At 45.0% G+C, this 25,522-nt stretch carries 17 protein-coding genes; 2 read left to right on the top strand and 15 right to left on the bottom strand.

What is annotated here, in order from left to right:
• Position 1 precedes the first annotated feature (1 nt).
• From BMZ72_RS13485 to BMZ72_RS13530, 10 genes are all read right to left on the bottom strand, one after another.
• The gene (locus tag BMZ72_RS13485) at positions 2-1,765 is read right to left on the bottom strand and encodes a RagB/SusD family nutrient uptake outer membrane protein (RefSeq protein WP_089809104.1); all 1,764 of its coding nucleotides are present in this window, start codon (positions 1,763-1,765) and stop codon (positions 2-4) included.
• A gap of 11 nt (positions 1,766-1,776) precedes the next feature.
• A complete protein-coding gene (locus BMZ72_RS13490; protein WP_177222782.1) occupies positions 1,777-4,953 on the bottom strand; it encodes a SusC/RagA family TonB-linked outer membrane protein in 3,177 nt (1,058 codons plus the stop codon).
• A 570-nt stretch (positions 4,954-5,523) separates the two neighbouring features.
• Positions 5,524-7,062: an Ig-like domain-containing protein gene (locus tag BMZ72_RS13495; RefSeq protein ID WP_218155243.1), complete on the bottom strand. Its 1,539-nt coding sequence runs from the start codon at positions 7,060-7,062 to the stop codon at positions 5,524-5,526.
• A 288-nt stretch (positions 7,063-7,350) separates the two neighbouring features.
• The gene (locus BMZ72_RS13500) at positions 7,351-9,207 is read right to left on the bottom strand and encodes a beta-N-acetylhexosaminidase (protein WP_089809110.1); all 1,857 of its coding nucleotides are present in this window, start codon (positions 9,205-9,207) and stop codon (positions 7,351-7,353) included.
• 129 nt (positions 9,208-9,336) lie between these two features.
• Positions 9,337-10,368 carry a terpene synthase family protein gene (locus BMZ72_RS13505; protein ID WP_089809112.1) on the bottom strand — a complete coding sequence of 344 codons (1,032 nt, stop codon included), beginning with the start codon at positions 10,366-10,368 and terminating at the stop codon, positions 9,337-9,339.
• Positions 10,369-10,481: 113 nt separating this feature from the next.
• On the bottom strand, positions 10,482-12,215 hold the full coding sequence (locus BMZ72_RS13510; protein WP_089809114.1) for a hybrid sensor histidine kinase/response regulator: 1,734 nt from the start codon (positions 12,213-12,215) through the stop codon (positions 10,482-10,484).
• Positions 12,216-13,033: 818 nt separating this feature from the next.
• Positions 13,034-14,038, bottom strand: a complete 1,005-nt coding sequence (locus BMZ72_RS13515) for a helix-turn-helix transcriptional regulator (RefSeq protein ID WP_089809116.1) — start codon at positions 14,036-14,038, stop codon at positions 13,034-13,036.
• 36 nt (positions 14,039-14,074) lie between these two features.
• Positions 14,075-14,587: a hypothetical protein gene (locus BMZ72_RS13520; protein WP_089809118.1), complete on the bottom strand. Its 513-nt coding sequence runs from the start codon at positions 14,585-14,587 to the stop codon at positions 14,075-14,077.
• A 730-nt stretch (positions 14,588-15,317) separates the two neighbouring features.
• Positions 15,318-16,700: a hypothetical protein gene (locus tag BMZ72_RS13525; protein ID WP_089809121.1), complete on the bottom strand. Its 1,383-nt coding sequence runs from the start codon at positions 16,698-16,700 to the stop codon at positions 15,318-15,320.
• Between the two features lie 59 nt (positions 16,701-16,759).
• Entirely contained in the window at positions 16,760-18,109 is a 1,350-nt protein-coding gene (locus tag BMZ72_RS13530; protein ID WP_143087686.1) for a hypothetical protein, read from the bottom strand.
• 132 nt (positions 18,110-18,241) lie between these two features.
• Between BMZ72_RS13530 and BMZ72_RS13535 the strand changes: the two genes are divergently transcribed.
• A complete protein-coding gene (locus tag BMZ72_RS13535) occupies positions 18,242-18,637 on the top strand; it encodes a response regulator (RefSeq protein WP_089809125.1) in 396 nt (131 codons plus the stop codon).
• Here the strand turns inward: BMZ72_RS13535 and BMZ72_RS13540 are convergent.
• The 3 genes from BMZ72_RS13540 to BMZ72_RS13550 all read right to left on the bottom strand — a co-directional run bounded on the left by BMZ72_RS13540 (position 18,631) and on the right by BMZ72_RS13550 (position 20,966).
• Positions 18,631-19,785: a glycoside hydrolase family 172 protein gene (locus BMZ72_RS13540; RefSeq protein WP_218155244.1), complete on the bottom strand. Its 1,155-nt coding sequence runs from the start codon at positions 19,783-19,785 to the stop codon at positions 18,631-18,633. The two genes, BMZ72_RS13535 and BMZ72_RS13540, sit on opposite strands and share 7 nt — an antisense overlap.
• Positions 19,786-19,903: 118 nt before the next feature.
• Positions 19,904-20,422, bottom strand: a complete 519-nt coding sequence (locus BMZ72_RS13545) for an O-acetyl-ADP-ribose deacetylase (RefSeq protein ID WP_089809128.1) — start codon at positions 20,420-20,422, stop codon at positions 19,904-19,906.
• A gap of 16 nt (positions 20,423-20,438) precedes the next feature.
• On the bottom strand, positions 20,439-20,966 hold the full coding sequence (locus BMZ72_RS13550) for a hypothetical protein (protein ID WP_143087687.1): 528 nt from the start codon (positions 20,964-20,966) through the stop codon (positions 20,439-20,441).
• Positions 20,967-21,043: 77 nt separating this feature from the next.
• On the opposite strand from BMZ72_RS13550, the gene BMZ72_RS13555 reads away from it, so the two are divergent.
• Entirely contained in the window at positions 21,044-22,303 is a 1,260-nt protein-coding gene (locus BMZ72_RS13555; RefSeq protein WP_317043489.1) for a PA2928 family protein, read from the top strand.
• 80 nt (positions 22,304-22,383) lie between these two features.
• Here the strand turns inward: BMZ72_RS13555 and BMZ72_RS13560 are convergent, their stop codons facing one another.
• Positions 22,384-23,766, bottom strand: a complete 1,383-nt coding sequence (locus BMZ72_RS13560) for a discoidin domain-containing protein (RefSeq protein ID WP_089809134.1) — start codon at positions 23,764-23,766, stop codon at positions 22,384-22,386.
• A gap of 31 nt (positions 23,767-23,797) precedes the next feature.
• The gene (locus BMZ72_RS13565) at positions 23,798-25,522 is read right to left on the bottom strand and encodes an alkaline phosphatase family protein (RefSeq protein ID WP_177222783.1); all 1,725 of its coding nucleotides are present in this window, start codon (positions 25,520-25,522) and stop codon (positions 23,798-23,800) included.

The following is a 25,522-nucleotide window of genomic DNA, read 5'->3' on the forward strand; positions in this document are numbered from 1 at the left end:
TTTAGTCTAATGGATTAAAGCCGCCAGTCGTCCAGCCAGTCGTCTGCACAATACTCGGGTTCCTTGTGATGTTGGTAGTAGGAATGGCGTAAAAATAATAGTTGGACGGATAGTTGATCGGCTTCTGCGTATCCAGCACATCAACCGTAGCTGTAAAATACGTTGTATAATCCGGTCCATTCAGATCCAGTTTATCACGCAGCGTAATACCTGTCGCGTCTGGTTTTTCCAGAATAGCCGCTGTATAAGGTGCGTTAATGGTGATCTTCAGGATAGAACGTTTCTTGCCATTCAGTTTATCAAACAATTTATTACGGCGCAGGTCATCATAACGTTTGCCCTCGAATGCCAGTTCTATGCGACGCTCGTTGATGATCGTCTCAAACATTTCATCTCTGGACATCCCCTGTTTCAAACCATAGGTACCACCTTCACCCGGACGAATGCCTGCTCTCCTGCGGATGGCAGTCAGCATGTCATAAGCTTCCTGTGTACGGCCGGTTGCATTGGCACACTCCGCCAGGTTAAGCATTACTTCTGCGAAGCGCATTTCGATCCAGTCTGTCTTACCCAGCTTGGTGTTATCCTTGATGGTAGATGTATTAACATTCTTACGGCAATAGAAACCTGTTGCAGTAGGTTTGTTCTTGTCTTCGGTTACGCCAACATAGTTCCACTGCTTACGACCTGTTTTATTACTCAGCGGCCAGATACACCCGTTATAGGCAATGGTGGCATCAAAACGCGGGTCACGGTTTTTCCAGTAATATACAGGATCATAACCTGAATTAGGATCAGTGATCGGTAAACCGTCTATAGTAGGATAAGTATTCACCAGTTCAAGTGTAGGCTGATAAGCACCACCGCCACCATTTGATTCAGAGTTCGGACGGGCCGCATCATCAAATGTGCTGGCCTTGGTAGCGCCATCAAAAGAACGCAGCAGGATCACTTCTTTGTTGCCAGTGCCTTCATCCAGCCAGATATTTGCATAATTGGAGAACAATCCATAGCCATCCATCACCAGCGTATCATATGCCGCTCTGTTGGCCTTATAAGCCCTTTCCCAGCGTGCAGGATCATTGTTAGGGTTAAACTGCGGACTTGCCCAATATAACAGCATACGGCCTTTTACGCCTAATGCAGCGCCACGGGTGATCCGTCCCTTGTCGGCTGTTCCCCAGGTACCCGGCAAAGCGGTTGCCATATCAAAATCCCGGGCAATGGAATCAATACATTCGGATGTTTTATTCCTGGTAACGAACAGGTTTTCTGTTACCCAGTCCTGTGGATGGCTGATATAAGGTACGCCACCATACAGCTTAACCAACTGAAAATATAACCATCCTCTCAGGAAATATGCCTGTGCCTTGATCTTTGTTTTCACATCCACCGGCAAAGGACCTTTCTCGATTTCAGATATCAGGATATTGGCTTTGCGGATGTAGGCCCACACATTATTGGAGGCATTTCCGCCAAAGAAATCAGTGATATTATCCACAGACAAGGTACCATACCAGATCTTCTGGTCACCGCCATTATAATCATCAGAGATATCATGAATAGCGGTTGGCAGTGTTGCTGCGCTGGCGAGATTAGGCCAGGTGGGCATTGACAGATCATATACCCTGTTCAGGTACAGCGTCGCGGTAGATTCGTTATCCCATGTACGCTCGTCAATCCCTGTCAGGTCTGTCTTATCAAGTATATCTGAACACGCGGTCAGACTGACAGTCAGTAATATATAGCTGAATAATTTTCGCATGGCTTAATAATTTAGAGACTTACATTCAGACCAAAAGTGTAGGTACGCAGGGCAGGATAATCTACTGCCAGATTGGTAGCCGGGTCTTTGTAAGACTGATGGTTGATAATAGACCATAGATTCGTACCTGTCACAAAAACACGCAGGTCAGGTATTTTCCAGCGGGAGGACAGGTTCTGCGGAAGACCATAGGACAACATCATGTTGTTCACTCTCATTGTAGTAGCACTTACCATCCAGATGTCAGATATTTCTTTGATCAGTGGTGCATTGATCAATGGATACTTAGCATTTGGATTTTCCGGTGACCAGGAATCTTTCCAGATAGCCAGCGCGCGCTGGTTTTCGTTAGCAGGCGTTCTTGCTGTCTTATCATATACCGTCTGACCACCCACCTGCAGGGACATGTTCACACTGAACTTGAATGATCTCCAGGATGCCCCCAGGTTGAAGCCTACCCCAAAGAGACTGCTACCCCTCGGTGCAATACGGGTCTTATCCATTTCATTGATCTTGCCATCACCATTGATATCTTCATAATTCATGTATCCCGGAATAGGCTTTTCACCATCGATCGTCCAGTCCGGATTTTTAGCCAGCAGTGCGTCCACATCTGCCTGTGTGCGCAGCATACCTACTGCTTTATAACCTTCCAGTCCGCTGTCTGTTCTGCGGCCAATCGGATTTCTCCAGGCAGTATCACCAGCACCATAGTATTTGCGGATCACTTTATTATCACTGATACCAAAGTTGACGGTAGTATAGTAGCTGAACTCTTTACCGACTTTCCCGTTGTATGTCAGTCCGGCCTCAATACCGTATGATTTCAGACGGCCATAGTTCTGATCAGCAATACCACCACCAAAGCTGGTAGGGACCGTATTACTCGGCTGCATCAGCATGTCGTAGTTGTAACGATGATAGAGGTCAATGGCGAAATCAAAACGGCGATCGAAGAAACTACCGTCAAAACCCAGGTTCTTATACAATGCTTTCTCCCAGGTAATACTGCTGTTGGGGATATCATTGTTATTCAGACCGCTGGTCATGGTGTTACCGAACAGCATACCGGTTGTCTGTGTATAACGCTCTTTATACTGGTAGTTCTTCACAGCGTCATTACCAGTCAGACCTACCTGGAAACGGATCTTCAGGTCATTGATAAACTTTACATTATCATGGAAGAATTTCTCCTGAGACACCCTCCAGCCTACCGCTACCGATGGAAAATAACCCCATCTTGAGCTTTTCGGGAAGTTGGGAGAAGCATCAGCACGGAAGGTCGCTTCCAGCAGATAGCGGTCGTTAAAACCATAGTTCACACGGCTGACATAACTCATCCTGCCTGTTTCTCCGGAAGAACCGGAGTTATCATAAAAACTTTTATCCTGGCTGAAGGCAAACAGTTCGTCGATACCTGGTATCACCACCTGTTCACGGCGGGTATCAAATGCGTCAGAAGAAGATTCGCTCTGTTCTGCCACCAGTACCACGGCAATATCATGTTTACCGAAAGTGCGGGCATAGTTGATCGCCTCGTTCAGCTGATAACTGGAAGAACCACCATAGGATTCTGTCATCAGGTTACCATTCTTGATCAGTGTGGTCGGATTGTTGGTAGTCAGCTGATTGGTGAACATCACATTCTGTGTGGTCTCATGTGTACCTTCTTTTACGAAGTTGTACAGGGAATAAGGCACATAGAATTCCTTACCAAAGTTCGTCCTGTTACTACGTGCATATTGTACCCGGAAAGACAGTCCTTCTATAGCCGGTAATTTATACTCAAGGGCAGCATTGATCGTCTGGCCCTGTGTACGGGAGCGGCTGTAACTACCAGTTTTCACCAGTTCTCCCGGATGCCATCCAGGTACAGATGAAAATACCGGTCTGTCATCAATATACATCGGTACCCATCCTGGTGTAAGCAGCAGGGCGCTCACGGTAGCACTCATCTGGTCAGACTGTTCAGTCAGCCCGGACTGTACTGTTTTAGGCGTAGGGCGATTGATCTTTGAGTTATCTGTTGCAAAGGAAATTGTAGCGGTCAGGTTGTCGGTGATTTTGGTATTCAGCCCCATACGCAGACCATATTTGGTAGCGTTGAGGTCACCGACATTCCCATCTTCCGAATAGTAGTTACCACCTGCGAAGAAGGTGATCCTTTCTGTACCACCGCTGACGTTGATCGTATGACGGCTCAGGTGAGAGCTTTTCCATACGTTATCTATCCAGTTATTGTTATGCGTTTGCAGGTATTCCAGTTCCTGTGGTGTATAGAACTTATTGGTATTCGCATCTTTCAGCGCAGTATACTTATTGTTCAGCAGCACCGCATGATCGTAGGCTGTCAGCATCTCCGGAATATAGGTAGCCGAAGAAATACCATGTGAACCAGAATAACTGATGCGTGGTTTGCCAGGACGGCCCATTTTGGTTTTCACCAGTACCACCCCATTCGCACCACGGGCGCCATAGATGGAAGCGGCCGCATCTTTCAGGAAAGTAATGCTCTCTATCTGGGTAGCATCCAGGTTATCAAAATCCTGTTTTGTGAGCTGGAAACCGTCAATTACATACAATGGATCAATAGAGGAACCGGTAGCAGCCCAGGTCACCGGATTACGGATGGTCAGACTGGTAGAAGAACCCGGACGACCAGAGGACTGTGCCACTGACACACCCGGTACTTTATTCTGCAGGGCTGTTGCCAGATTGGCTACTGGCAGGTCTTCAATATCACTGGCATTCACGGCAGCAACTGCACCAAGTACATTTGCCCGTTTCTGCGTACCGTAACCGATGATCACTGTTTCTGTCAATGCTTTCACATCTTTGGCCAGGTAAACGGTAATACTTTCTTTTTTATTCACAGGAATTTCCTGTGTAACATATCCGATCAGGGATACAACGATGGTTGAGTTCTCGTGTACTTTGAGTGTATAGGAGCCGTCAGGCATGGTGGTTGTCCCTTTGTTGCCGACTTTTACGCGTACAACTACTCCGGGCAGGCCGGTACCTTCTTCTGTCCCTATTACTTTCCCCTTGAGGATAATTTCTTTTGCCTGAGCAATGGCCGGCGGCGTTGCGTTGGAATTATTAACGGCCAGTTGCTGTGCGGATGCCATCATTTGCAATAACAAGGCTCCGGGCAATAACAGTTTTTTGTGGAATAAAAAGTCTTTCATCAGCTGATTTTTTTGCTGAAATACAGCACGCATTAAGCGGTTGGCATAACGAAATGCTGCTTTAATGTGGAATTACTAGTAATGGAATCCTTAATTCAGGAAACGGTATTGCCATAATCGAAGGCAAAAGGTCTTTTGCGCGATCAGGTGGTGGAATACAATTTTTTTCATACCAAAGGAATTTTTAAGTCTATCTTACCTTCACCGAAGCACTTGACAATATGTACTGGACCAGTCTTTGAGCTACAGCCCCCCTGCACAACCATGGAATCGTTTATAACTATTTGCCTACAGTGTCGTAGTGACACTAATTTCCGACAAGCTACAGAATAATTTACTTCTCTTACTTTTTATTTACGCAATCGTTGCCGGAAATGAAGGGCGGTATCTGCAGGCTATTTTGCGGGTAGTATATCAGCTCAGGATGTGAGGATCATATCCCTATCAGTAGCGGATTAGCGGGGGAAATTATATTGAAAATATATAAAAGACAAAGGAAATATCAATAGTAGAAATGTTGTAACAAAGTATGGAAGACGCTTGAAAATGCGGTATTCTAAGGCGTCTTCCCTAATGCACCACCATCACATTGGTATAAAAACTATAATTCTTAGACCTGATCGTCACAATATACGCGCCTGACGGTATATTACTCACATCCAGCGTCAGCACCTTACTATCCATAAAAAGCTCCTTTTCATATACCACTACGCCCCGGAAGCTCGCCATGGTAATCGTCGCTTTTTCATTCACGGTACCGGTAAACTGTAAGCGCATCGTACTACTGGCAGGATTAGGATATACCTTTTCAAAATAACCGCCGAAAAGCGCCTGTACCAGCAGCTGTGCAGATGCCTGACTCGGATTCCCGGCTGCATCATGTGCCGCATTCGCTGCCAGGTCAACTGTTACCGGACCATCATACATTGGCGTCACCAGCACTGTCATCACGTTATTACTGATACTGTTGAGATCTGAAATGGTGGCGTTTGTTGCACGCAGGTAACTCAGATCAAAATCTGCGATGGCTTCGCTGAAGCTGATATAGACCAGGAAAGCGGCTCTGAATGGTGACGACTCAATTGTATTGAGTGTCACTGCCGGTGATTTTTTATCTATAAATACTTTACTGTTATCAGTAGTGGTGGTGATCGTATCGCCTGTATTACCATGCAGATCCCTGAATACTATCTGGAAAGATACCTGTCCGTCGGCATCAGTAGTAGTGACTGTATGTCTTGCTACATATTCCTTAGGGCCTAATGCGGTTACGTTTGCGGGTGTAGTACCGATCGTGATTTCAGGCAGATCGATCACATCGTCTACTGAAAAATACACGGTGATCACATCCCCGATGGTTGCATATGTTGGATTTTTATTGGCAGATAAAATAACGACTGACATAGCGCCCGGCACAGTCAGATCTGTGATGACAGGTACACCGGCACTCTGCGGACTCACATTACCAGCCGCATCTGTAGCGGTAGCCCGCAGTGTATGATTACCATCAGTAACGGTAGTGCTGGTAACAATTGTCCAGCTGCCTCCTGCATCAGTTGTAGCAGTTGTCAGTACTTTCCCATCAATGTATATCGTAACGAGTGTGTTCGGCTCTGCCAAACCACTGATCATCACATCTTTTTGTGTAAACACCGCATTACTACCCGGTACAGTAATCACCGGCACAGGAGGAGGATTACCATCTATTACAATCAGACTTTGTGCCGCGATAGAACCCGGATTACCGGGTGCAGGTAATGTCAATACTGCCTGTGGACCACGGCTGCCGCGAATGGTGGCTCCGTTGAGCTGTAAGGCATCAACTGTCGCATAATCCAGTCTGCTACTTGTATCTCCACGATTAACAGTGTAAGTAAATGCGAGTGTATTTGTACTATCTCCGGAAATATAGGATGCGCTGGCTGCCCTTCCTGCAATGTTCAACTGAAGAACAGGTGTTCCTCCGCTTACATGTACGATCTGATCAAAAATTATCTGAAATGTAATCGTATTACCGATACCGTATGTATTATCCGGAGTAGTAGTGGTGATCGCCATTACAACGGGAATACTATCAGCGTCAGGCGTCTGATTAAATACACTGTCCACTATTTTTGCCACTGTGTCAGACTGCGGAAAAAGCTGGATGTTGTCTGTAATACTGTTATTCTGTGCGTGAATAAAAATAGTTGAGACAAGACAATAAATAATAGTGAGAGCCACTGAGGGAAGTGTCCTCTTAATTGGTATAGTCATCAGGCTTTCCGGATAGTTAATTACTATCAAAGTACGCAATAGTTTCCTGAAAAAAGAATAAAAATATTATATATGTAATACAGTAAAAGGGCGGCCGATATACCGGCCGCCCTTTTACTGTATTACATTCCTGTATATTAATCAGTTATCTTTTAGCCGTTTCAACAACTCTTCTTTACCAACGGTAAGTAGTTCTCCTACCTTTTTTCCGTTCTGATAAGTAACGATACTCAGGTTTGCAGCTCCTGCCGGAAATACTAATGGTTGTCCGGTGTAATGCGGATACATATTATCCGGATCAGAATTATCAAAAGTGTAGTAAATATCCAGTCCTTTTATCTCGGTGGACAGCTGCACTGACAGTTGTCCGTTGTTGTCTTTTGATGGTTTTACAACAGCATTCCATGCACTACGGGAGTATTTAACATGAGCAGTATCCAATCTTACAAAATGCACCTCCATTCTCTGCACAAAATCATCCCAGTTGCGATTGGCTTTAGGACTCCAGTAAACCTCTGATAATGCCAGCGCACGTGGCCAGGTCATATACTGAATATGCCGGTAGTTAGCAATAGATTCCGTCCAGAGGTTCCCCTGTCCGCCGAGGATATATTGCTCATCTACACCATCCGGCACCGGATCATAGTTGTACGAATCACTCAGTCTGCACATACCATAGGTAGGCGGTTCCGCTGCAGGATCGCCCTGGTAGAGGTCCAGGTAACAATACTCCCAGGGACTCATGACCACATGATGATTCATCTTCGCAGCTTCTATCCCTCCTTTCATACCTCTCCAGCTCATTACGGTCGCCTCAGGCGCCAATCCACCTTCCAGGATCTCATCCCATCCAATGAGCTTTTTGCCTTTACTCTGGAGTATTTTTTCCATCCGTTTTACGAAATAGCTTTGCAGTTCATCCACATTCTTCAGGTGATCCTGCTCCATTCTTTTGCGGCATTTAGGACATTTATCCCAGAAGCCCTTGTAAGCCTCATCTCCTCCCACATGAATATAGTTGAAGGGAAACAAAGCTGCGATCTCTGTAAATACCTTATCAAGTACGAGGTATACCGAATCATTGCCAATACAGAGCGCATTATCTTCCTTTTTGTAAAAATGACTACCCGGGTTAACACTATAAGGCAATTGCGTACAGGAGAGGTTCGGATATGCCGCGATCATCGCCAGACTATGCGCAGGAACATCTATTTCCGGCAGAATGGTGATATATCGTGCCTGTGCATAGGCAAGGATCTCCTTGATGTCTTCCTGTGTGTAAAAACCACCTTCTGTTGCCGGTTCTCCGGGTTGCGGAGCTTCGAACGTACCCCATCTGCCGGTACGGGCTACCCGCCATGCACCCACCTTTGTCAGTTCCGGCAGACTTTTGATCTCAATACGCCAGCCGTTATCATCGCTGAGGTGCCAGTGGAAAATGTTGTATTTGTATCTCGCCATCTCATCGATGTAGCGTTTCACTTCTTCTTTGGTATAGAAATGCCTGCTGACGTCCAGCATCAGACCTCTCCAGCCAAAACGGGGATAGTCAGTGATATCTGCACAGGGTACCGTCCAGCTACGCGTAAGGGGCTGACTGCTTTCAATATCCGGCGGTAACAACTGCAACAATGTCTGCAGACCATAAAACACGCCTGCCGGACTTTGTGCTGTCAGGGTGATCTCTTTAGGTGTTACCTTCAGCTTATACCCTTCCTGTTTCTCTGCCTTATCCAATACGATACGCAGGACTTTAGCCCCCGTTTTGGCTGTTTTCAGGTGGAAGCCGGTAGCTGTCGCCATACGGTCATTAAACCATTGCAGGGTGCTATCCAGCTGTGTACCTGCCGAAGGCGCAATAATGGTAACACTGTTATCAATAACGAAATTTCCCGGTTGTTCCTGTACGGAAACCGGCGCCGGTATAATGTGGACCCGCTGGGCAAATGCCTGCACGACAAGGCAGCACAAGGCCAGACAAAACAATGCATTCTTCATATACAAGGAAATTTATGGGCTATTAAGGTAATAAAATAGTTGCTGGATACACAACGTTATCCACACAGGCGTCCCACTATTTTACGGAAACGGGACGCCTGTGAAAAAGATCTGTCCCCATCTGTTTATTCACGCATATACCTGCTGGTACCGGGCCGTATCCTGCAGACTCCAGTCAATATTTCCCCGTACGATCATCGCCAGACAGAAAGCATACTTGTATACTTCCTCATCCGTTTTATCATCAAATGTGGGTAATGAATGAAAGATGCGCTCAAATTGTATCATTTCCTGGTTATGCAGCCTGACCGTTTCATTGATGGCGGCTTCTATATCCAGTTGCCGTTCCTCTCGGATGACCAGCACCAGGTTGTGCGTATCGCCCTGTTCCAGCTCTTTTCCCAGCGAGTACAGGTCATTGGCCCAACATCCCAGGTGACCACACAACATCGTCAGATTGGACAGTTTCTTGTGATTAATGATGTCCTCCGGCAGATGTACCTGTTCCGCCAGTTCTATCAGGGTAGCCGCTATATGTGCCCCTCCTATCAGTGGACGGGATTCGATGTAATCGGCAACAGAGGGCATACGGTCCGCATTGACATTCTGGTTCTGCCAGTTGACAGCATTGAACAGTTTGAACATATCCTGCACGAAGGTCCGCTGATAACTGAGGGAAGTACAGGCCTGTACCCTTTGCCAGACATCGGTCAGCGCCGTCAGGATATTCACATGTTCTTTTGCCACCATTGCCTGGGTAATGCTTTTATGCACAATATCCTGACCAGGCGTTTGTCTGTTATGCCAGTCTTCCAGTGTATAACGGTGTCCGTCTTTCAGAATACCCAGACAGGCATAGAGCAGTTTTTTTAGATTCTCAGGATGCTGCGCTTCTTCATCCCTGTTATCAAAGATGTCATCCATCAGAAAAAGTAATACCAGCAGGTCATTGGCCAGACAGAGCCGTCCATACTCCGCTGTGGGATAGAAACGGGAGGTCATATAGGCGAATTTAGCCTCCCGGTAACCGTGGATAGCCTCATGCAGCCCAAACCGCTCCACCCATTGGGTGGTATGCGCTTCGACGGCACTGGCATAAGGACTGATCTGGGAATTGAAGGGACAATACAGCGCAGGAATGCTGAATGTAGGATACAACATAACAAAGTGATTTAGAAATGTCAGAAGATTCTCTTATCACTTTGAATTTAAAAAAAACCATGCGTGCATGTATCAGGGAAGTATATACTTCGGGAGAGATAAACTGCTATTAATCAGTTTGCTATTGTCTGGCTAAACCTGATGATCTCGTTATAGAGTTGACTTGAAGTAGTAATGGGTTTCACCAGGTAACCGTCTGCGCCAAAGTTCTTCATATCGCTGATCGTCTCCTCATAGGCATCTGCGGAGCAGATAATCACAGGTACATCGGCCAGCTGGGGGTGGTGTTTTATCTTATACAGCATTTCTTTACCACTGATACCTGGCATATTCAGGTCCAGCAGAATAAGGTTGGGTGGCCGTTCATTCGCCAGCCATAGGGCATTATCCAGACTATCTGCCACCATGACGCTGCTGACCATTTTTCTCAGCAGTCTTTCCGCAATGGTCCTGCACATGACATCGTCATCTACCACCAGTATATGCAGGGGCAGCAGGTCTTCCTGTCCCTTTGTACTGTTTACCGGAGTTACCGGCGGTAATATCCTGGCCTGTGGAGTAGCTCCCTGTTCCAGTGGCAAGGTCAGCGTAAATGTGCTGCCTTTTCCGGGAATACTCCTGACGGTGATGTTCCCCCCCATCCGATGCGCAAAATGCCTGGAAATGGTCAGTCCGAGGCCTGTAGATTCCGTCTGCTGATGTTGCTGGGACACATAGGGGCTGAATATTCTCTCCAGGTTCTTTTCTTCGATACCCACACCTTCATCCGTGATATCCATACAAATGGTGGCGTTATTCAGGAGATAGACATGCAGGCGGACCATTGTATCATTCCGGCTGAACTTAATCGCATTGGTCAGCAGATTAATCACAATGCGATGCATCTTTGCAGCGTCGGTGATGATATATTCAGGCACATCGTCATTGATGCGACAGGCTATTTTTACCGCTTTTCTGTTACCCAGTACCTGGTAACCGGCGGCACGTTTGACAAACCATTCGCGTACCCTGACAGCGGAGCGGGTAATTTCATCGTAGGAACCGGATTCTATTTTACTCAGACTCAGTACATCATTCATCACCAGCTTTACATCCTGCGTAGCGAAGTACATGCTGGATACCTGGTCATAATCTACCATGATCGGCTCTCCCGGCTCCGTATGCGCAGGATCAAACCAGTCTTCCAGTATACTCTCGATCACATTGATAGATCCCCTGAGATCATGGCTTGTCTTAGCGATAAAATTGCTTTTGGACATACTTTTTATCTCCAGTCGTCTGATCCAGTCGGAGAAGTCCTGACTGTAAAACCGGAGCACCATGATATTGAGGAAGGTCACCAGGAAGAAGATAATACCGTACATGAGATTACCTGCACGTTCAGGGTACGGCAGGTGATCGACTATTTTATAAAATGAATTGATTTCAAGCAGCAGTGCGATACACAGTAAAAAGGAGATACTGAGTATCTGTTCCTTCCTGCGTTCAAATAGCAGAAAACTAAATCCGATCATAAAGATCACAATACCTTCGATACAGGCTGCCCGTCCGAGAAACAGGCCAAAGAAAAAGAGGCCAAAGGAATGTACCAGGAAAGTCAACAGGGCTGCTCTGTTAAACTGGTGTTTTTTATTCAGCATCACAGCGATGGTTAACACGCCCGCTTCTATCCATGGAGAGATCCACGTCAGCCAGCTGCCGGTGATGGCATATAACACAGGTCCCATGATGAATGCCAGTATAGCAGGGATAATCGCCATTACGTTTACTATAACGACAGTTGTGCGCTTCCTGTTTTCCTGCAAAACATCCGTCCCCGTCTTAATCAGGGAAAGCAATCTGTACATATTTTGAGGTTTTCTCCGGTGTAACGTTGCCAGGTGTCTGGTCACTGCTAATTTAGTGAAAATGAGTGACAAGTAATGAAAAGACGCGACTGTAAAAACAAATTCCGGGAAAAGCCTGAAGGCCTTCTCCCGGAATGATCAATAGCAGTTCCTGCTGACCCTACCTATTAACGAGGGAAAGTCGGGTCATACCGAAACTGTGCTACAATAGTTCTGCCTACCCTGGTTGTGGATTAACGAACGGATGAAGAATAACGGTAGACAAAGAACCAACACTAAAAAAGTTTACGAACAAGCATCGCTTTTGACGGGTTATCCCGAAGGATGAACCATCTCCATGATAGCTTAATACGCTACAATATTTTTCAGAGAATGTCCCGCCTGGATAAGCAGAACAGCTAGATATCCTCAATATACCATTAAAAGAATTTTGCTTTCTCAGCCCTCTTTGTCAGTGGAGGCCGGACCTTCGCGTTAAACAAAGGTCCGGGCATCCTGCTGACTGATCTTTACGCGGACATACTTACTCCGTAAGTAGTTGAGGAAAACAGCATTCTATGGAGAACGCCTGTCCGCATTATTATGAAAAGGCAAATATGTTTATTAAAGCAATGATAAGTTTTCAAGCAAGACCTTCATTCAGATTACAAACAAGGTTTCATTCCAATATTTTTGTGGCATTAACTATCTGATGATGCGACTTCATTTATGGGTTAATCTCGTAGTCACCTTACAAATATCGCAAGCAGCCTGAAAAAACGATAGGACAAAGGCAAACAACCTATGGATATTTTTTATCTCTTTTGTCCTATATACAGCTAAATAGCTGCACTGTGATCACTTCTATACCGTCCTGGAGTGACGCCTTCAGTTTGTTTGAAGATTCTGATAAAATAGGATGGATCTGAATACCCTACTTCCAGTGCAATGTCAGTGATCGTATGCATCGTGGCCACCAGCAGTTGCTTGGCTTTCTCCACCCTTTGTTGTAACACATAGATTTTCACTGTACTGCCCAGTTTGAGTTTGAAGGCATTTTCCAGGGCCCGTTCTGTCAGTCCCAATGCATGCGCACGCTGTTCTACATTTACAGGTTCTTCCGGACAGCGGTCTACGCTTTCAATAAATTCATCTATCTCTTTTTCATGCAGTAATATCAGTCTGCTGTCCTGCAATGTAATACGATGCATATTATCCAGATAGGAAATAACAACGTCGCTGATGCGGTTATTAAAATACTGGGTGCGGGCCTGACCGGCAAGCGGACAATTCTTCATTTTCTCTATCTCCATACGCACGGATGAGCTCAGGCGGATGTAAGGCAGATGTGCTGAAAAGCGGCTATCTGTATTGACAGCATGCAACATCTCTTTCAGTTGCTGATAGGTATCTGCCAGTTCATCCAGCAAGGTGACCGGCGTCTGAAAATAGGTACTACGGAAGGGCTGCCCTGCTGTCAGCCTAAGGGTATATTCCACATCCGGAGACAGGTATTGCAAACCCATTTTACCAGACTGCAATTGTATATGGCTGTCTGGATGGAGCATACGGGTATTGCCAGTTACAATTGCCTGCATAATAACCACCGGCTGACTGACCACTATAGTGATGCTGAGATCAGTGGTCGGCTCGATATACAACTCCGCATAAAAGCTTTCTGCCACCTGTACCTGCTGCTTCAGCAGTACGCCCCATTTACCGGATACAAAAGCAGTACCTGTATCATGTATCGGCAATCGTAATTTGCGGTAACGCGGGGGCACAACATGCGTTATCGCTGTATCCTGCGTCAGATGCGCAGGCAACCGGAACTCTATTGGCATATTGGTTAGGTTTTTAAAGAATCATGGTCTTGTCCCTTATTTTCTGGCCTCTGTATTCATCAGACCAAGGGCAAAAAGGAACTTGTTAACAAACGCAAATGTTTCGGCGCTTTTCATGCTTTCACTGTCATCCTGTTCAGGAGAGAACGGAAATGCCAGCGACTGATAGCTACCCTTACTGACCAATACGCGCAGGTCTCTGGGCTGAAAACCTCCTCCCAGGTAACAATAATCATTCTCCCCTATATCAATCCCGATATCCTGGTGTAAAAACATCATCTCACTGTCATTCTGGATGGTGTAAATCAATAATTTACTCAGACCAGGTGTGAGATCGAATCGTAATAACAGATTATCCTCTGTAGCGTTAATGACTGTATACCAGAAACTTTTTTCAAAAAGCTGCATCTGTTGTATCAGCACGCTACATTGTGGTGTAGCATAATACAAAGGCGGCTTCTCTGAAGACAAATAATGTTCAAAAGATGCAGGTATGTGTTCGGATTGTTGAAAAGGTAGTAACGAATTAAAGTTAACATCAAGTTTCATGTCAGCTAGTTATTTGAAGTGAAGAGGATAACAGGAGAATTGGTTGTAACTGTCCTATCCGGGATGAGGGCTCAGCCGGTCCAGGGGTAGTACTGCGGATAAAGTGCAGTCATGTTGATGATCATTTGCCGGAACACCTGGAAGAGTGAAATAAGATCGGAATTTTAAAGACACTACGCCGGATAAGCGTATTTGAAAACTGTCTTCCATTTCATTTCAGGTTAACGTAATATGCCCATGTGTACTAATGCTGCCGGTCCCTTGTACATTACTGCATAACAAATGCAGTGGTCACTTTCAGTGCAGAATGTGACGGTTGAATTTACAAAATTTCTACGAATAAAAGTTACAACTATTAATAATAGTTATAAGCCGTTAACATTTATAATATCATGCGCTGATACACAACAAAAAAGCCAATATGACACCAAAATGGTAAAGAGATTGCTGCAACAATTTTTATCCTGTAAAGCCATTCCTGCATGTAATACGTGAACTGTAAAGTTTTTCTGCACTAAAACAGGTTTAACAACTGCCAGTGTAAACCTATATCAGGACTGTATCAGGATTTTACTGAGTCAGGTAGATTTTCCATAGATAAGCCGTAGATAACCCATAGATAACCCGTATATATCTCATTCCTATAGATACGGGTTATCTATGGGTTATCTACGAGTTATCTATGGCCTGTATATAGGTCATCTTCCTGACACAGTAAAATTTAAGCCCCTTAAAAGCTGACTTCTCCAGGGTTTTTATCTACATCGAACGTTTCTTCCGGTAACTGATACTCCTCCAGACTGGGATGAAATACCTCTATCAACACATAAAAGGAGAGATAAATAGTCATCAGCATACTGCCGACATACGCATCTTCTCCCCGGGCTGCCAGGGCTAACAGCAACACTGATATCGTATTTAAGATCAGTATTCCGTATACGGCATCTTTAAACTTTCTCAGCATTGGATGCAAAAAGGTGTTAAAGAGGCAGATGGCAGAAAATCCCAGTATATAACCACCGGCGGCATGACTCATTGCTGACAGGATATAGAAACCTGTTGCAAAAGCACATACAGTACCTACACACATGATCACCATTCCTATGGAAGAAGGTGTTTTAGTCAGATAGAATACCGCATTCTCTTCTTCTGTTTTATGAACGGATGCCGCATTGCTCCAGACGATTACAGGAATGATATTGAGCAGGACAGAATAATGTAATACATACAGCCACCCATTATCACTGCCGATCGTGTTCATACGGCTAATCACAACATTGCGTAACAGATAACCTGCCGCGGCACATACCATAGCATAAGACAGCAAGAAAATGATCACTACGAATATTGAATAATGACCAGCCAGAAATGATCCGCGTCCACCGAACTTGCTGAACAACATACCCAATTGATAACCAAAGGCTGTTGCACCAAAGAGGCATACAAGTGACAGGAAAAGGTAGAGCACCAGGTATTCCTTACTGCTGATGCGCTCCAGTTTTGATTTCAGTTTTTCCAGATAGCCTTCTTCTGAAAACAGATTATCAGCCAGGAATAAGCCGGTGAAATACAAAACCGGGAACAGTATCCGGAAAGGTAAAGTAATGACTTCCCGCAGCCAGAAAGCACTGATGTGGAACGGACTGGTAAGGGTGAAAATGTGACTGGATAATGTAGCCGTAAAATACGTGACAGCCAATCCGGTCAATGCCCGCTGCCATATCTGCGGACCGCCGAGCAGGTAGGCACGTACTATCAGTAACTGGAAGTTGACAAATAAAGCCAGTAATAAGGAGTTCAGACCATAGGAATGACTTTTCGCCTTAAACCGGAAAAAGAATTCAAACTCAATCAGTAAACTTCCTGCAAGCGCAATCAGCACCAGAATTATCAGTTCTCTGTACTTGTTTCGCATCAGGAATTCATAGCCGATCGCAAATGAAAACGGTAGTACAAACAGGACATTTGATACATAATCCAACTGGTTAACGGTACTTAAGTAAAAATCCCGTTGGTGGATGTCTGCCGGCAGATAAAAAGCCAGATAAATGAGCACGGGGATCCAGATAAATTTGAGGACGCGTCTCTGGACAGCGCTGAAATAGGTTGCCATAAAAGTAGGTTACAGGGATTTTGAGCGCGTAAGTTACATACTTATATTAAAATTATTTACTATCCAACAAACAACAGCTGCTCCTCGCCGCCTTCCATACTGTCCAGCGTAGGATAGAAAACCTCCTGAAATACGAAAATGTATTGATATACAATCATAAAAAAGAGTGCAAAGCTGCTGTCATAGTCTGCTGCGGCATAAAAGCACAGCAGCGTAGCGTTTAGTACAGTAATGGCGATAAAAACAGCCCTGTGACGTCGCAGAAAAGGATACAACAAGGCACAGCAGAATATGAAAGCGACGGCTATTCCTGCATTAAGATCAGGCCATTGGAATAACAATATGCCAAATACACCAACGATTAATAATCTGCCAATACAACCGGCATATATCAGTACTGTGCCAACAGACGATTTTCTCTCAGAGAGATAACATTGCAGGTTTTCTCCCGTCGTCGTGTGTATTGTCTTTTTTCCGGCAAGTAGTATGACAGCCAGGATGTTGACAGGCAACAGATAATGCAGTACAAACCACCAGGCGTCCTTCCTGCCGGTAGTCATCATTCTGCTGATAACTATATTACGAAACAGATATCCCTTTAAGAGACAGCCAACCAGAAAGATCAGACTTCGTATAACCAGTACAGAGACGCTGAAGTAGTCCATATTCAGCAGACTGACGCCCCTCATTTTGACATAAACGATCATCAGGCTCCATCCCAAAGCCACGGCGCCAAAGAAACCAGCATAGATGCCACAAAGCGACAGCAACAAATATTCTTTTCCATTGATCACCTGCAATCTGGATTGCAGTTTAGGCCAATAGTTGCTGTATTCCGTTACATTATCTGCGAGAAATAATACCGTAAAGTACAATACAGGTAATACGATTTTAAATGGTAATGTTATCAGCTCCTGTATATAAAACGGCAGGTCCTTTCCTTCTGTAAAAAGATCTATCTGTGTGAATATAGATTGCGCAAAACAAGTCGCTGACACCGCCAGTAGCGTTGTAAACCATATATTCTTTAATCCCAGCAGCCAGGCACGCAGGCTTAAAATAATGAAACTGCACCCCAGCGATATTGCGAGTGTACTAAAGCCGTATAAGATCGGCCCTGCATGTACACGCTGATAGAATTCCCAGAGCATTATCACAACGCTGATAACAGCAAGCAATATCATAAAGATCATATCGCGGTACCTTCTCCTGATGAAGAACTCATATGCAGGCAATAATGCCAGTGGTAATCTTAGCAATAGAGAAGACAGATAATTAGTAGTACTATCATTTATTTCAGGATGTAGAGAAAGCAGGTCGGACCAGAGAAAGCAACACAGAAAAATGATCACAGGTATCCAGGAATATCGCAATATCCGCCGCTGCTCCGCGCTGAAATAGGTTGTCATATAGAAGGGAATAGAAAATTTAATGGTAGCAAATTACATACTTATATTTGATTTATTTAATATCAAATAAACGCAAACAATCTGCTCAATATACATATTAGTACAGGGAATATCGCTACTTTTGCGGCACATATGGCTAAAAAAGTAATCTTACTGGTAGACGACGATTTAGATGATCAGGAGCTTTTCGGAGAGGCAATGTCTATAGTGGACAGTGAAGCCACCTGTTATTTCGCTTCTGACGGAGAAGAAGGACTACGCATGCTGGAAAAAGAAAGCCTGGAATGTGACCTTATCTTTCTGGATCTGAATATGCCGAAAATGAACGGCAAACAGTTCCTCGCAGAGATCAAAAAGAACAACGCCTACCGCAACATCCCTGTTGTTATCTTCTCTACTTCATTGAGAGAAAAAGACGGTATTGAAACTGCTGAGATGGGCGCTGCTCATTTCCTTACGAAACCTTCCAGTTTCGGTGAATTATGTAAACAACTGGAATCCGTATTAAGCAAAGCACTGGCTCAATAAACCTCCAGCTTGTCTTTTACAGGCAGTTTCGGGAATGACTGATGCGGTTCCGTCTGGTACCAATACACCACAGATGAGATATCAGAATGCTGCTGCAGATAGCGGCCGCCTTCCCGCCAACCGAGGTCTTGTATTGTAACCTTCAGATCTTTATCAAAACGCACAGGATCCATAATATGCCAGCGGTACATGCCAAATCGCTGACGCGCCCGGTAAGTACCATCCGGACGTATCACCTGATGCAATCCGGCATACGGTGTGCAGAACTCAGTATATTTTCCTCCCCTGTCAAAATTGTATGATCCGCAGAAATAGTCTTCCGTACCTGTTCCACAGATAGTAGGAAATTTGTTATCTCCATCCATAAAGAATTTAATCTCCCCTTCACCCCACCAGCCTGAGTTATTCACACCCAATGCCATGAAAGTGCCCACATACTGCCCCTTCCCTTTAATATTATCCACCAGCACATAATCAGATGTTGTATCCGGGTTGGTACGACGGAATTGTGCATGAAAATAAGCAGCATCATCAGGTACATCCGTCAGGGTATAATCAACCTGGTAATACAGCGTCATTTGTTCTGTATTAATGTTCTCCATAGTTATACGGCACTTCCTGCGGAAAGGCATCATCCAGTAGCTGTTGAAAGCACTGCCGGGATTGACAGTGATCGCCATGGAATTCAACGGAGCATATTCATTCCAGGCCATCCCAAAGAAATCACCTACAGGGCATTCTACAGACGGCTCTTTTTCATCATCCCAGTATACCCGCAAAATAGAATAACGCCATACACCGGTCGGCGTCATCCAGATATGCTGAATAGCACCCGGACCAGTTATTTCGGCCATTGTAAAGGTCTGTCCCGGTTTAATGATCACAAAAGGATTTACTTTCCAGCCCTGTCCCAGCTCACGTGCCGGCCCTGTCGCATTTGCCGTATTGGGAGCGGCGTCTTTCTGCGGAACAGCCATTCCTCCTCTTCCTTTTTCTCCGGTAAAATTCTCAGGACTGATAGAACGGGTCTTCGCATTGGATAACCGGTAGAGGTTACCCATATTCATATCCAGACCATTGAATTGCTGCGCAAACAATGGCATGCAACAGCAGAGTAGCAATAATAATAACGGGAATTTTTTCATCATCTTTCGCTTTGGATATAAAGTACAAAATGAAGCCGGAAAAAGAAAAACGCGCAGACATTTTTTATATGTCTGCGCGCTATACTTATCTGGCACCGGTCACCTGAAAGTCAATACCGATCTAATTTCTGGATAACAACTCCGAATAGATATCATAGTTTTCTTTTTCATGGCACACAAATATCAGGTTGGTGATCCTGTTATCCTGTGCAAGGAATTCCTTTACCGCCGCTACTGCAATTTCAGCTGCTACCGGCTTTGGAAAACGGTATACACCCGTGCTGATATTCGGAAAGGCAATCGTCTCTACACCATTTTTCACAGCCAGTAGCAGACTATTGATATAAGCGTTTCTTAATAATCTCTTTTCTTCATCATTCCCTTTATTCCATACAGGCCCTACTGTATGGATCACATATTTTGCAGGCAATTTACCGGCGGTAGTGATCACCGCTTCGCCGGTCGCACATCTCCCCTGCCTGTCCCTGATCCTGCGGCACTCTTCCAGTATAGCAGGACCACCAGCTCTGTGGATGGCGCCATCCACACCACCTCCGCCTAATAAAGAAGAATTAGCGGCATTTACGATGGCATCTGCTTTTATCTGGGTGATATCTCCCTGTATTAATGTAATCTTCATATGTCTGTCATATGTTTTATTGCCAGTCCCGTTGATCGTAACGGCCTGTCTTTATAACTTTACGCAAATCTACTGCCGTTTTCAGATAATCCTTCTCTGTCTTTACAAATAGATCATTCCGCTGCTGAAAAGTTTTGTTTTTATCATCTATCCAACGGATCATTTTACCATCCTTAAAATAAGCCCTGTCTTCATTGACAGTTACCTGATCAGCAGCAAAAGTTGATTCGTATATAGGCACGGCATATTTATACAGACGCCTGTAACAGAATATTGGCTTTTCCGCTTCATAATAGATTTCCAACCGCCAGCGGTACATTTCTCCATACACATCATGCACCAGTAGTTTCAACGTATCTCCGGCGTAATACCCTTCCAGTACAGCGCCTTCAGCACTGATCCCTTCCATGTTCACCTCCGTTTTTCTGTACTGACCGATATGTGCATTCACTGTTTGGTATTGCTCCCGGATGTGCTTCAACACAACATCTGTCTGCGCCATCGCAGGTACTCCTGTTAATAGTAACAGTATGATCCTAAACATAGATATAATACTTTAAAACACAACCAAATTAATAAAATTAATAACTTGTGGCCCTGTAGCGACTTTTAAATATGCATATGAATAAAAACAGCAGGCTCCTAATTATTCTGTCAATTTTAACTGGCATCCTGTTTACTGCAGGATTAGTGTACATTATCTTTTCCACCGTGCATGAACACAGCAGAAAGGCCGTACAAAGCGATGCTGTCATTTATACACATGAAGGTAAGACCGTATTGGCAGGCGTATTAAAAGAATTTAATGCACATTCCGTACGCAAAGGTGGCGGTACGACCAGCGTATCCGGCTCCTCCAGTTATTACGCCTGTGCATTCGATCTGGAAAAAGGAGAAAAATTATGGCGTATCAAACTAAATGCAAAGAATAATCTGGGCAAAAACTGGGGGGATGCATTGCTGCTGGGACAATCTGATAAATACCTTTTCTTCTTAAGAAACGAACTATATGTGATCAATAAAGAAGATGGTAAACTGGTAGCTGGTAATAAAGATCTGAAAGACATTGCAGATAAACTGATGACTGAAAGCTCCCTGTTTCCTGCTTTCGTGAATAATTATCTTTATGATGATTCGTTGCAGGCTGTTGTCATAAAAGGTTCCGACGGACTGGCCTACCTGCTGGATGGCAATACCCTGCAAACACGTCCTGCACCAGCTATTAACATTGTTAAATACTTCAGCGAAAAGCAGCAACAGCTTCGTAATACAGCAGTCAGTAATTATCATGAGCAACTGGTAACTTTTACGAAAGAGAATGGGCAACTGTATGCTTTTATGGATGACAATGACCAGGCATTGCTGCAGAAGGGGGAAACGCCACCTTATGGTATTGCAGAAGCCCCAAGGCGTTCGCTCTATACGACTGCAGCCTCCAACCCTGCTACTGCACTAAAACAGGTGAATGAGGACGTATTCCTCTTCGGTGGTTTTCTGAAAGCAACAGGTGTAGGCAGCAGCGTATTTAATAGCCAGGAACCTGGTTTTTATGAAGGACCCTATCAGTTGCTCAGCAGGGGTAATCAAAATACACAGACAACCTTGCAACTGCCGGATGGCGGTCATATTATACTACATAAAGCATCTATTGCAACCAACGCCACCATTATTATCACGGCTGTTGATACCAGCGGAAACAAACGCTGGCATATTTCCACCAACTTCCGTAATATCAGTAAGGTATTGCAGATAAAAGAACAACTGTTCATCCTTTCCGGCGGATCCGATAACAGTAACGGAGAAGCCAGCAAAATACTGATCTTATCCCTGCGTAATGGCAAAGCCAGTACCTATAACTTCAAGGAAGGCAAATTCATCTAAATATTTATAGAAAAGAAAGGCCGGCTAATTAGCCGGCCTGCGGATCTAAAACCTCCTGATTTCGAGGGAACAGGAAAAAGTTATGGGCGCTTTAAAAGTCTCCACTCTGCCAGCTGGAATAAGTCGCTGTTCTTCACAGCAGTAATATTCAGGCGATAAAACTTGAAAGCAACCTGGTTGGAAAAAGTATATTTTGCTGTCAGGAAACGGGAGCCGAAAGACTGATCTGTACGCGTATCCAATACTGTCCAGTCAGTACCGTTATCTGAACCTTCCAGTGTCCAGTTCTTAGGATCACGTTCCGGTGCATCGTTGGCAGACGTCATGGTGTAGGCGCCTGTAGTGATCGGTGTGGCAAACTCCAGTTGTGCCCATACGGTAGAGAAATTACCCAACAGGAACTTGGAATTGACATTGTTGTCGATCAGCTTACCTGAAGTTTCATTGGCATTGCTGTTATTTTCATACTGCGTCTTATAACTAATATTGGTATTAGTTATATCAGTTTCTATCAATTTGGAAGGATCCAGTTTCATCACCACCTTACTGCGGGTCTCATCCAGCAGGTGACGGGTAGGATTACTCAGACTTAAAGCCAGTACCGGTTTATTCGATTCATACTTTTTCAGTGATTCTGTTTTCACGACCAGGTCAAATCTTGCTGTATTGCTATTGGCCGGAAAGTTCAGTGTAGAAGGAATGGTGTAGTCATCACCTTCTTTCAGTAATGTAGACCCGGCCAGTGTACCGTCATCGATCAATGCCTGAGCGGTATCAGCACTGGTGCTTATATTCACTGTAAAAGATCCTCCTGCTACACCGCCCAATGTGACGCTCACCGGCAGTACCACAAAGCTGGTGCCCAGCGTATGATCTGTACCGGAAGGCTGCTGCAATACATTGCCGCCACCGGTAAAGAAGAGATAATGTATATCCTCCTGTCTGATCACCTCAGTTGTATTGATCAGTAACACCGCCATTTTTCCGGTAGCATCCAGGGTATTGTGTTTGCCTACATCCGCCAGACTAATAGCGAGCGCCAGCGTCTTTCCATAGTATCTTTCTATTGCCTGCATACTGACCTGTAAGGGAATAGAAAGCGTATCGATACCAAACCTGACCTCAGCTGTCTTCGCCAGCTGATAATAGCTCTCTTCCAGTAATACAGCGTCGCCCAGTTGTCCGGCGTCAATCATATGCCGGATCGTGTCGTTATTCACATGTATATCTACTGTGAATATCTTCGGCGCTGTAGCTGACAACACGATATTGACAGGAATAGTGACATTATCGATCGTCCGGGTGTAATTATTACCCGAAGGCACCGTGATCCTTCCATTAGCGCTCCGGATGGAGACGTTTACCGGCGATCGTTGTTCGTCGTTAAACTTTTCATTCTTTTTGCAGGAAAACAATCCTGACAAACATAGCAGCAACAGCACAGGGAATATATTGCGACTCATATCGGCTTATTTGCGGTTTTTAAATAAATGATCAGAGGCTGGCATAAGAGGTAACCCATACCCTTCCATCCATCTGCCATTTTGTATCTGCGGCTATCTGTAACCAGTTCAATACCTGACGGGCTACATCCACCGGCTGAGGCACCAGTTGTGCCAGATTGGTAGCTGTACTTGGGCACATCAGATCATTGAAATCATCCCACTGGTAGGCTCCGTGGATGACAAAGTCGTGCCGGTATTCCGACTGATCTTTGAACACGCCGCCAAAGCCATCCCGGCAGGGCCAGTACCCGATCAGATAATCGCGGTACGGATGAGAAGAAGGTAGTTCTTCTGCGCACACATAGGCCTTGATCACACTATCCGGTAAAGCGGCACGCCAGAAACGGATCTCGGTTACATTGGCATTCAGCCAGCGGTTATCATCCACAACGTTAGCTGGCACCCAGCCTAATGTGACCGGAGACCCGTTATCGAAATTTCCATAGGAAGTGATCTCTTGTTCTGTATTAAAATTACCATCGGTGAACAGCCGGATAAAACGCTTGTTATCCCTGTTCAGGAATACAGCCGTCAGGTCGTGCCATTTACCATCACTGATATTTGCACCGGTCACCATATTGAAGCCCGCACCATTCTGGCCATAGTGTACGCCCCAGGCATTTGTTTCCAGCGACATACTCCAGCCGGTATTTTTCCACCAGTCATTAGAGAGGTTATTACCGATGATATTGGGATAAGTGTAGGAATAATCGCCGTAAACGGTCTTGTTCTTCCTGATCTTCAGGGCAATGGTCATTTGATTGGTCTTACCAAGATTCAGGTCTTCTTTCCCTTCGTTAATATCTGCATATACAGCAGTAGCAGCAGTTTTACCATACAATCTTACTGACTTACCGGTATAGCGGTTCCCTGTATAGGGCCGGTCAATGAAATTGGGTACATAGCGGGGCGAATAGAAGATCGTGAAAGTATTGATCTTCGGATTACTGAGAATGGTACCATCATCATCTTCCGGCTTTAATTCGTGCGGACCACCATTACCAGAGGTAACGATCACCAGCCAGTTCTCATGCGCATAGTTCTTACGCTGCTTCAGCGCATTCATGATATTACCGACATAATCATCCACGCGCTGGATAGCGGCTTTATATTCAGGTACGCTCACATCATAGCCGTATGTTTTACCGGCGGTAGCGACCTGACTGAACTGACCGAATATCAGTCCGGCAGTATCGATCTTCAGTTCATCGATTATAGCCAGTTCAGTTGCATCATCATCATTTGCAAATGTGCGGTTCACATCAGCATCCGTGATCAGCATTCTACCCAGTGAATCGGAAGCGCTGTATGCAGCGATACGGAAAGCAGGCATACGGGCTTTGATGTATTTAAAGAATACCGGATACTGTGACAAACGGTTATCACTGAAATCGCTTTTTACCACACCATGTTTTTCCTTGCGTACACCTGTTAGCAGATCCGCCCATGCGGTTGCAGTCAGGTTTAGTGTATCACTAAGACTATTCCAGGAATAGATTGCATTATCTCCCAGCATCTGTAGATGACTAGCCTGTGCATTTCTGACAGATTCTCCCCGTGCGCCGTCCACTACCAGAAAAAGTATTTTAGGCTGTCGCCCTGTTACACCGGTTGTATCTTCATATTCCCTGTTTTCCAGCATCCGGTCATAACCTTTGTTACAGGCTACGCAAAGTACACCGATGATGATGGTCAGCCATCTGAGCTTCTTCAT

Origin of the sequence: Chitinophaga sp. YR627, assembly GCF_900114995.1 — a bacterium.
GTDB lineage: Bacteria > Bacteroidota > Bacteroidia > Chitinophagales > Chitinophagaceae > Chitinophaga.

What these genes read in the sequence shown, in the direction of transcription:
- BMZ72_RS13515 (WP_089809116.1), bottom strand. Translation starts at nt 14,038, where the DNA reads ATGCCAATAGAGTTCCGGTTGCCTGCGCATCTGACGCAGGATACAGCG.
- BMZ72_RS13565 (WP_177222783.1), bottom strand. Translation starts at nt 25,522, where the DNA reads ATGAAGAAGCTCAGATGGCTGACCATCATCATCGGTGTACTTTGCGTA.
- BMZ72_RS13560 (WP_089809134.1), bottom strand. Translation starts at nt 23,766, where the DNA reads ATGAGTCGCAATATATTCCCTGTGCTGTTGCTGCTATGTTTGTCAGGA.
- BMZ72_RS13530 (WP_143087686.1), bottom strand. Translation starts at nt 18,109, where the DNA reads ATGACAACCTATTTCAGCGCGGAGCAGCGGCGGATATTGCGATATTCC.
- BMZ72_RS13550 (WP_143087687.1), bottom strand. Translation starts at nt 20,966, where the DNA reads ATGTTTAGGATCATACTGTTACTATTAACAGGAGTACCTGCGATGGCG.
- BMZ72_RS13490 (WP_177222782.1), bottom strand. Translation starts at nt 4,953, where the DNA reads ATGAAAGACTTTTTATTCCACAAAAAACTGTTATTGCCCGGAGCCTTG.
- BMZ72_RS13520 (WP_089809118.1), bottom strand. Translation starts at nt 14,587, where the DNA reads ATGAAACTTGATGTTAACTTTAATTCGTTACTACCTTTTCAACAATCC.
- BMZ72_RS13545 (WP_089809128.1), bottom strand. Translation starts at nt 20,422, where the DNA reads ATGAAGATTACATTAATACAGGGAGATATCACCCAGATAAAAGCAGAT.
- BMZ72_RS13500 (WP_089809110.1), bottom strand. Translation starts at nt 9,207, where the DNA reads ATGAAGAATGCATTGTTTTGTCTGGCCTTGTGCTGCCTTGTCGTGCAG.
- BMZ72_RS13535 (WP_089809125.1), top strand. Translation starts at nt 18,242, where the DNA reads ATGGCTAAAAAAGTAATCTTACTGGTAGACGACGATTTAGATGATCAG.
- BMZ72_RS13505 (WP_089809112.1), bottom strand. Translation starts at nt 10,368, where the DNA reads ATGTTGTATCCTACATTCAGCATTCCTGCGCTGTATTGTCCCTTCAAT.
- BMZ72_RS13510 (WP_089809114.1), bottom strand. Translation starts at nt 12,215, where the DNA reads ATGTACAGATTGCTTTCCCTGATTAAGACGGGGACGGATGTTTTGCAG.
- BMZ72_RS13555 (WP_317043489.1), top strand. Translation starts at nt 21,044, where the DNA reads ATGAATAAAAACAGCAGGCTCCTAATTATTCTGTCAATTTTAACTGGC.
- BMZ72_RS13540 (WP_218155244.1), bottom strand. Translation starts at nt 19,785, where the DNA reads ATGATGAAAAAATTCCCGTTATTATTATTGCTACTCTGCTGTTGCATG.
- BMZ72_RS13525 (WP_089809121.1), bottom strand. Translation starts at nt 16,700, where the DNA reads ATGGCAACCTATTTCAGCGCTGTCCAGAGACGCGTCCTCAAATTTATC.
- BMZ72_RS13485 (WP_089809104.1), bottom strand. Translation starts at nt 1,765, where the DNA reads ATGCGAAAATTATTCAGCTATATATTACTGACTGTCAGTCTGACCGCG.